A 2,655-nucleotide genomic window follows, 5' to 3' on the forward strand; every position below is an offset into this window, starting at 1 on the left:
CAAAAAAGATATGACCAGAGAAATCTAAGGGAGTAACGAAAAGTTACACCCTTAAATACCTACAATAACAAGACTTCCGAAAATCGGAAATCAAGAATTTCGATTATCGAAAATCTGGAAAATATCAATGTAGAAAAGAGCAGGTATGGCAACAAACAAAAGATATTATTGGATAAAATTAAAAGAGGACATTGTCCTTAATGAGTCCAACACATGTCCGACAAGAGATAGAGAAAGATATAGAGATAGATAAAGAGAGAGAGGGAGAGATAGAAAAGATTTAATATTTTTGGTATAATCACATTAATTAAACTAAATGTGTAGTGATAAAATGAGCTTGTTTACCGTAAGCTGATTATGATAAAAATATTAAAACTCCCACCATTGGTGTAAGAAATAGAATAAAATAAAGAATCAGATTGGAGTGATTAGAATGGATAAAAAAGATTTAGATATTATAGGAGATGGTGAATATAAAAAATTACTTTTAGATTTAAAGGAAAAAGTTAGACGCAGTCAATTAAAAGCAGCAGTAAAAGTTAATTATGAGTTGCTTGATTTGTATTGGATCCTGGGGAAAGAAATTGTTGAAAAACAAAAGCAATATTCTTGGGGTGATAGTTTTCTAAAATTATTGAGTAGTGATTTAAGAAAAGAATTTCCAGACATGGGAGGATTTTCAGCCGTAAACTTAAAACACATAAGATATTGGTATAACTTTTATAATGATTACCTAATTGGGTTACAAGCTGTAACCCAATTATCGGATATTGAAAGAAGAATAAAAAGTATTCCTTGGGGACATAATCAAAGGATTATGTATAAGTGTAAAGATGTCAAAGAGGCTTTGTTTTATATAGATAAGACTATTGAAAATGGATGGAGCAGGACGGTTTTGGAACATCAGATTGATGGAGATTTATATAAAAGAGTTGGGAATGCAGTTACTAATTTTGATAATAGATTACCGGCTGTCCAATCTGAATTAGCTAAGCAAACAATAAAAGATCCATACAACTTTGATTTTCTAACAATAAGAGATAAATATGATGAAAGAGAGTTGGAAGAAGCATTAGTAAATCAAATAACTTCTTTTCTTTTGGAACTTGGGACAGGATTTTCTTACATGGGTAGGCAAGTCCATATCAAGGTTGGAGAAAGTGATTTTTATATGGACTTACTTTTCTATCATGTTAAACTACACTCCTATGTTGTAGTAGAATTAAAGACAGAAAAATTTAAGCCGGAATTTGCAGGTCAACTCAATTTTTATGTAACAGCTGTAAATAAGAATATGAAATCAAATAGTGATAATCAAACCATAGGAATACTAATTTGCAGAGATAAAGATAATGTAGTCGCTGAATATTCGCTTGAAAATATCTCACAGCCTATAGGAATAAGTAAGTATGAAATTAGCAAATTACTTGAGCAGGAATATAAAAGTAGCTTACCATCTATTGAAGAAATAGAAGAGTCTATAAAAGAATTAGATTCAGAAAAATAAAATATGAACTTACAAAAGGCGGTAGAAGTAAAAACTATCGTCTTTTTTTATTTGAAGAAAGGTAGGAGAGCATGGCAGATAAAAGAATGTTTTCACTAAAGATAGTAGATAGCGACTTATTTTTGGATATGCCACTAAGTAGTCAATGCCTATATTTTCATTTATCAATGAGGGCAGATGATGATGGTTTTGTGGACAATCCAAAGAAGATAATAAAAATCATAGGAGCAAATGAAGATGACCTAAAAATCCTAATAACAAAAGGCTTTGTAATTGTCTTTGAAAGGGGAATTATTGTAATTACTCATTGGAAGATAAATAACTACATCAGGAATGACAGGCGAAAAGAAACGATGTATATTACAGAAAAACAAAGCTTAACACAAACAGAAAATGGAGCATATATCAAACTTGAAAATCTTGGTATACCAAATGACAACCAAGTGTCAACCATTTGTCCGCATAGTATAGGTAAGGATAGATTAGATAAGGTTAGTATAGATAAGGGGAGAGGAGAAAAAGAAAACCAAGCAGCCCCAGTTTCTTTTTATGGAGAATTCAAAAATGTAAGGTTAAGCAAAGAAGAATATAAAAACCTTAAAGAAAAATTAAACTCACACGCAGAAATAATGATAAATAAACTATCAAGATACATGGAAAGCAGGGGTAAGACCTATCAAAACCACTATGTGACAATCTTAAATTGGTATGAAGAAGATAAAGATAAACTAACACAGAAAGGTTTAAATAAAAAAATGAACTATGATGTAGGAGAATCTTTATAGATAAAAAGAGGTGGAAAGCCATTATTAAAGACTTTAAGTCTAAAAAGGTATCAAAGTATGCTAGAGATAATAAAAATATGAATATGACACTTTAAAGGCGATTAGAAAATTATGAATCGTCTTTTTTAATTGCAACTAATAGGAGGAAAATAATATGCACGAAAACAGGAATGAACAAAATACTGGAACAAAGACTATAAAGAAGATTGGAAAAGTAACTTACGAGGTTATTGTCCATTTTAATAAAAATGCGACTGAAACCATGCAAGATAAATTGAAAAGGATAATGCTTAGAGAAATGGAGAGGGAAAAAGATCAAAAAGACGATAAAAATGATTAGAAAGTCCTTGACAAGTTGTTACA

At 30.4% G+C, this 2,655-nt stretch carries 3 protein-coding genes; all 3 read left to right on the forward strand.

Annotated elements, in window-relative coordinates; translation table 11 throughout:
• Positions 1–433 precede the first annotated feature (433 nt).
• The 3 genes from HMPREF0072_RS02555 to HMPREF0072_RS02565 all read left to right on the forward strand — a co-directional run bounded on the left by HMPREF0072_RS02555 (position 434) and on the right by HMPREF0072_RS02565 (position 2,632).
• Positions 434–1,507 carry a PDDEXK nuclease domain-containing protein gene (locus HMPREF0072_RS02555; RefSeq protein WP_004827256.1) on the forward strand — a complete coding sequence of 358 codons (1,074 nt, stop codon included), beginning with the start codon at positions 434–436 and terminating at the stop codon, positions 1,505–1,507.
• Positions 1,508–1,578: 71 nt separating this feature from the next.
• Positions 1,579–2,292 (forward strand): hypothetical protein, encoded by a 714-nt coding sequence (locus tag HMPREF0072_RS02560; RefSeq protein WP_004827257.1) that lies wholly within the window; start codon positions 1,579–1,581, stop codon positions 2,290–2,292.
• Between the two features lie 154 nt (positions 2,293–2,446).
• Positions 2,447–2,632, forward strand: coding sequence for a transposon-encoded TnpW family protein (locus HMPREF0072_RS02565; protein ID WP_004827258.1), 186 nt, complete (start codon positions 2,447–2,449; stop codon positions 2,630–2,632).
• Positions 2,633–2,655: the final 23 nt, after the last annotated feature.

The organism is Anaerococcus lactolyticus ATCC 51172, assembly GCF_000156575.1.
Taxonomy (GTDB): domain Bacteria; phylum Bacillota; class Clostridia; order Tissierellales; family Peptoniphilaceae; genus Anaerococcus; species Anaerococcus lactolyticus.

What these genes read in the sequence shown, in the direction of transcription:
- HMPREF0072_RS02555 (WP_004827256.1), top strand. Translation starts at nt 434, where the DNA reads ATGGATAAAAAAGATTTAGATATTATAGGAGATGGTGAATATAAAAAA.
- HMPREF0072_RS02560 (WP_004827257.1), top strand. Translation starts at nt 1,579, where the DNA reads ATGGCAGATAAAAGAATGTTTTCACTAAAGATAGTAGATAGCGACTTA.
- HMPREF0072_RS02565 (WP_004827258.1), top strand. Translation starts at nt 2,447, where the DNA reads ATGCACGAAAACAGGAATGAACAAAATACTGGAACAAAGACTATAAAG.